The following is a 5,939-nucleotide window of genomic DNA, read 5'->3' as shown; positions in this document are numbered from 1 at the left end:
ATAGTTCTTGTCTATGTACATTTTAGCTTTTTTCATACTCTATACCTCCGTTTTTATAAATTAAAGAGGAACATTTATTATTACCACTTTATTTGAATTCTTCATATAAAAAACACTTTATTTTTCTGTTCTTTATATAATAATATTCGGGGTTTTTTTCTCTACATATTTTTTTTACGTTTGGACATCGATTAGCATATTTACAACCTTTCAACTGATATTCAGATACCTCTGTCATTTTTTCTTCATTTTTTTCATTGTCAAACAAGGATATTTTTGTTTTATCAGGATCAGGTTCGAGAAGAGCTTTCATTAAAAACTGAGTATAGGGATGTAATGGCTCACCTAAAATTTCTTTAGCGTTGCCTATTTCTACTAAATTACCTCTTAACATCACTCCTATTCTATCGCTTATATAGTATGCTGTAGAAAGATCATGAGTAATATACAATACACTTAAATTTTCCTTTTCTTTAAGCTGTTTAAATAAATTCACAATAGATATTCTTAAAGAAGCATCAAGCATGGAAACAGGCTCATCTGCTACTAAAAACAAAGGTTTCACCACTAAAGCCCTAGCAATTGCAATTCTTTGTAACTGCCCTCCTGAAAATTCATGAGGATATCTTCCTTTAATCATTTGATAATTTAATCCAACTTTTTGTAAACATTGATCTATAATGTAATTAATTGAGTCTTTATTTCGGGCTATATTAAAATTTTTTACTGTTTCATATATAAATAAATCTGTCTTTTTCATGGGATCAAATGAATCAAAAGGATCTTGGAATATAGGTTGTATTTTTTTCATAAATTCTAACATTTCAAAATCATTTATTTTCTTGCCATTCAATAGAATTTCACCTATATCAGGTTTTATTAATTGAAGAATCATATTTGCTAAAGTACTTTTCCCACTTCCACTTTCCCCTACCAAACTAAAAATTTCAGGTGGGTCGGTGGTTATGTCTAAAGAAACATTTTCGACCGCATTAAATGTTTTTTTAGAAAAGAGAATTCTTTGAGAATAAGTTTTGGTAACATTTTTAATAGAGATACCTTCCATTGCGTTCACAGAAAATCACCTCTCTAATAAGTGACAAGCAACAGCATGATCTATAGTTATTTTTTTTAAATTAGGCTCCTCTTTTATACAAATATTTTTTGCAAAATGGCAACGAGGATGAAATTTACATCCTGAAGGAGGAGAAGTAAGATCCGGAGGAGATCCTGGGATTGCTTTTAATTCTCTTATATCTCCTATCTTCGGAAGAGAATCAATTAACAATTTGGTATAAGGATGTAAAGGATTTTTAAAGAGAGCTTTTGTTTCTGCTACTTCTACAATATTTCCTGCATACATAATGGCAATTCTTGAACAAAAATTCGCCATGACAGACATATCATGGGCTACTATAATGATAGTATTTTTGTATTCGTTTTGTATGTTTATAAGTAATCTCAATACATCCAATTGAACACCCACATCTAGTGCAGAAGTAGGTTCATCTGCAACGATCAATTCAGGGTGAAATAGCGATGCAGCTGCAATTACAACTCTTTGTTTCATTCCTCCAGATAATTGGTGAGGATAATATTCTAAAATATCTGCAGGTAAGCCTAAATGGTGTAAATGACTAATCACCAAATTATAATATTTTTCATAACTCAAATTCATACTATGAGCTTCCCATAGATTTCGAAAAAATTTCTTAATTCTTCTTACAGGGTTTAGTACATTCATTGAACCTTGGGGAATATAAGAAATTTTTTTCCACCAATTTGAGGATATATTCTTGTTTGTTACAGAATTAATCTCATTTGAGTCCTTAAAATTGTATATAATTTTTCCTTTATCAAGATATAAAGGAGGCTCTATAAATCCATAAATAGTCTTAACTAAAGTTGATTTCCCACATCCGGATTCTCCGGCTATGCCAAATATTTCATTCTCTTCTACAGAAAAGCTTACATTATCTACTGCTTTAGTAGTAGAGTTGTTATGAACATAATATGCACTAATTTCATAGATTTCTAATAAAGACATTTAAGAGATCCCCCCTTGGGCTCTAACTCTTGGATCTATATATTCGTTTAAACTTACTATTAAAAGATAAAGAGATGTAAACAAAAGAATAGCTCCTATTAATGGTATTGCTAACCACCACCATACTCCTAATATAAGTGCTTGATGTTGATTTGCCCAATAGATAGTGGTTCCAATTGAAGGAGTTTGAAGACTTGTTAAGCCTAATACAGATAAAGTAACTTCCAATCCAAGAGACCAAATCATATTATTAATAAACGTTGAAAAAAAAATAGGTGTAAGATGTGGAAAATATATTTTGAAAATCAAATCAAGAGTTTTCATTCCCGAAAATCTGGCTGTATAAGTTAGTTTTCTTTCTTTTAAACTTAATATTTGGGATCTAAATAATCTTGCGTCCCAAGACCACCCAAAAAAGGCTAATACAACTGCCAATAAAAAGAAAGGTAACCTTCTAAACACCATTGCTATTAATATCATTACTAAAAGGACAGGCAAGGTAATAAAACTATCGTTTATTATCATAAGGACACTATCAGTCTTTCCTCCTTTATAACCTGAAACAGTTCCTACAAGTAACGCTATTATTCTTGAAATAGACGCAGTTATTAAACCAAAAAAAATAGAATTGCGAAATGCAAAAGAAGTCATCCAAAAAAGGTCTTGACCTTTTGAATTAGTCCCAAAAATGTAATCTAAGCTTGGAGGCCTATTAACAGGAACATAATAAGTAGAAAAAGGATCTATAGGTGAAAAAAATGAAAATGATGAAAAACAGAATATCAATAAAATGATAATAAACCCAATTCTAAATCTCATATCCTTTTTAATTAAATCTTTAAAATTCATGTCTCAACCACCTTTCTTGGCTTATTTTTCATAAGAGATTCTTGGATCAAGCAATGGATATATTAAATCAATAATTAATGTTCCTAATGCAACAGCTAGTATTGAAAAAATAGTTACTCCCATTATTAAATTATAGTCAGACCTCAAAATGGCTTGATATGCTAAAAAGCCAATTCCAGGATAATTGAAAACAATCTCAACTATCAAAGTACCACTAAAAAGCATTCCAATTTGTAAAGCCAGTCCAGTGACTTGAGGTAACATTGCATTTCTGAGTATATAACCCCTAAAAATTTCGTTTTTCTTTATAGCAGTTAATTTGGCATAAGTAACATAATCCTCTTGAACAATATGAGAAACCAGTGTTCTCATTCCCTGAAACCAACCACCTATACCTAAAATAAATAAAGAAAGTGCAGGTAAAAATGCGTGTTTTATAACTTCAAGAATGAAACTCCAGCTAAAATTAGGAATAATGCCAGGTGGATAAGCGCCACCAGATGGAAAAATAGGAAAAACATGAGAAAAAAGAATCAAAAGAACCAATGCAAGTATATAGTGAGGTATAGGTCTAAATCCATTTATAATAACTTCCACAGTTCTCGCCCATTTTTTATTCCTATTGTTCCCGACAATTCCACCTAACCAATTTCCTAAAATCCAGGATAGAATAGTGGTTATTCCTAGAAGTCCTATTGTCCAAGGTAAAGAGTGAAATATAAGTTCTGTTACAGGTGTAGGAAAATAAGCAAAAGATGGTCCAAGATCACCTTTTAAAAAGTTCCCCCAGAAGGTAAAATATTGTTGAAAGATGTTTCCTTTTAAGCCATAAGCTATTTCTAGATTTTCTCTAAGCTGCTCAACTGCTTGAGGATCTATATATTGTCCTTGACTCATAACTCGACCTATTGCTTGCTCTACAGGACCAGTATCTGGAGATAATCTAGGAAGTATAAAAATTATCGAAGTACTAATGATTACAAGAATTATGAACTGAATAATTCTTCTGACAACATAGTCAACTAAAGATTTTTTCATTATTCTTCCTCCTAAAAATACCTATTCTACCAAGAAACACCCGCCTAAGGAGACCTTAGGCAGGTTAAAACTAATTTTACTTTCTACCTGTAGGTTTTAATAATGGAAACATATATTTGCTATTTGCCCAGTTAGGAACAGGATTAGTGTAAGGATTTTCTGCAGTAGGATAACCTGTCCAATAATATCCATCACAAATGGTAAAAACGTTATATGACATAAGAGGAATTTCAGGCATATCTCTAACCATCAATTTCAGAAAATCTAATCCAATATCTATATTTTTCTCATAATCGAAAAAATCTGTTTTTTGCATGTTCTCAATTATTTTGTCTAGTTCTTCGCTTTTATAGCGTATATAATTTGAGCCAGCTGATAGGACCCCACTCTCTTTATAATAATCTGAGTGCCAAGTTCGGAGGAAAAATGAAAGATCAGGATGACCTCCCCAAGTTTCTATATTCCATGCATAAGCAACTTCAAAGTTACCCGGATTCAAATAACTAGGCCAAAGAATAGCAGTACTGACACCTTGAATTTGAGCATCAATTCCAAATTTTCTCCATTGTTCTGCTATTTTCTCCGCACCTCTAGTAGCTATAGGTCTTCCTTCAGCTTCACAAATAATATTAATTTTCCACAATTCTCCATTTGGTAGTCGCCATCGACCTCTATTATCCTTTGTAAAACCTTGACTTCTAAGTAATTTTTCTGCTATTTCTGGTGAATATTTCCACCACCCATATCCTAAAGATTCTTTAATTTTCTCGAGATCCGTTGGAACTTCATAACCAAATTGCGATTTTGCTAAATCAGCAACTTTGTGAGAAATAGTATCATCATAGGGATAAAATTTTTCACCTTCGACTTCTAGATAAAACTCTTTTAACCATGATTCCATAGGATCAAAATACCATTTTAAGTGGTTGCCTGTAGGAGGAACTGCTATAGGTGAAAGAGTTGCTGCTCCATTATAAGAAGCTAAAGCAACTTCTGGGGCATTAATTGTTAGTGTGAGAGCCCAGCGAACCTCTGGAATATTATAAGGATATTTTTCGTGATTTAATAGCACTGATATTAAAGTTGGATCAGGATGAGCCCATGGAAATTTATCAAACCAAGTCACAGCATATTGATTACTCTGTATTAAAGATATAGCAGCTTCTGGAGCTAAGTCATGGATTATGTCGAGTTCATGTTTCATCTGATCTAACACCCTTCTTTCTTGTGTTAAGCCAATGTAAAGAACATAATTTGGACCTGGTTCTCCATACAATTTGCCTAAAGTTGTTCTCTCCCAATCATCTCTTTTTTCCCATAAAGTCCAGTATCCATTTGGATCAAAAGATTTCAAAACATAAGGACCTAAACTAACTGGAGGATTAAATTTATATGCCTCTGGATCTTCAACATGTTCATAAATATGTTTTGGCATAATATAACAGCCCGACCATCGAACTGTAAATGTTGAATGCATTCGAGAATTTGGTTCTTTCAATTTCAAAACAACTGTATAATTATCCGTTTTATACACTTCATCAACATAAATTTGAAAATTTGATCCCCAAGACATCGTTGGATGAGCTTTTAATGTTTCTACGGTAAATACTACATCATCCGCTGAAAATTCAATTCCATCACTCCAATAAATACCTTCTCTTAATTTAATAGTCATTTCTGTGTAATCATCGTTATAAATTGGAGGTTCTGCTGCCAACGAATTTAACCATGGATCTCCTTCAATACCCGCATCAGGGTCGATATACCACAATGCATCCATACATATTTGTTGAAGACCTCTTGACCATGAAGGAGACCCAGGAGCCCACAAATTAAAGTTGCCCGGATCTGTTGCTCTTCCATCTGGATTTTCTATAATTATTAGCTCGTTTCTAGGTACACCTGGCATATATTCTGCTTGCGCAAATATAAATGTACTTAAAAGAATCACAAAAAATACAAACATAAAACTTTTTTTCACTTTCTCCACCTCCATATAATTAAT

Annotated in this window: 5 protein-coding genes; all 5 read right to left on the bottom strand. The window is 32.4% G+C overall.

Annotated features, from left to right (window positions below; genetic code table 11):
- Positions 1-88: 88 nt before the first annotated feature.
- The 5 genes from PKN74_RS07650 to PKN74_RS07630 all read right to left on the bottom strand — a co-directional run bounded on the left by PKN74_RS07650 (position 89) and on the right by PKN74_RS07630 (position 5,915).
- On the bottom strand, positions 89-1,066 hold the full coding sequence (locus tag PKN74_RS07650; RefSeq protein WP_045088553.1) for an ABC transporter ATP-binding protein: 978 nt from the start codon (positions 1,064-1,066) through the stop codon (positions 89-91).
- A 15-nt stretch (positions 1,067-1,081) separates the two neighbouring features.
- A complete protein-coding gene (locus PKN74_RS07645; RefSeq protein ID WP_472310166.1) occupies positions 1,082-2,047 on the bottom strand; it encodes an ABC transporter ATP-binding protein in 966 nt (321 codons plus the stop codon).
- Entirely contained in the window at positions 2,048-2,896 is an 849-nt protein-coding gene (locus PKN74_RS07640) for an ABC transporter permease (protein WP_045087315.1), read from the bottom strand. It abuts the gene before it with no gap.
- A gap of 21 nt (positions 2,897-2,917) precedes the next feature.
- Entirely contained in the window at positions 2,918-3,934 is a 1,017-nt protein-coding gene (locus PKN74_RS07635) for an ABC transporter permease (RefSeq protein WP_045087316.1), read from the bottom strand.
- A 76-nt stretch (positions 3,935-4,010) separates the two neighbouring features.
- Complete coding sequence (locus tag PKN74_RS07630) at positions 4,011-5,915, bottom strand: ABC transporter substrate-binding protein (RefSeq protein ID WP_197539539.1); 1,905 nt, start codon at positions 5,913-5,915, stop codon at positions 4,011-4,013.
- Between the last annotated feature and the right edge of the window lie 24 nt (positions 5,916-5,939).

It is taken from the genome of Defluviitoga sp. (assembly GCF_035349255.1).
Lineage (GTDB): Bacteria > Thermotogota > Thermotogae > Petrotogales > Petrotogaceae > Defluviitoga.
This window is presented reverse-complemented; position numbering and strand designations above follow the sequence as displayed.

Coding starts and splice junctions, on each gene's coding strand:
- PKN74_RS07640 (WP_045087315.1), bottom strand. CDS start 2,896: ATGAATTTTAAAGATTTAATTAAAAAGGATATGAGATTTAGAATTGGG.
- PKN74_RS07635 (WP_045087316.1), bottom strand. CDS start 3,934: ATGAAAAAATCTTTAGTTGACTATGTTGTCAGAAGAATTATTCAGTTC.
- PKN74_RS07645 (WP_472310166.1), bottom strand. CDS start 2,047: ATGTCTTTATTAGAAATCTATGAAATTAGTGCATATTATGTTCATAAC.
- PKN74_RS07650 (WP_045088553.1), bottom strand. CDS start 1,066: ATGGAAGGTATCTCTATTAAAAATGTTACCAAAACTTATTCTCAAAGA.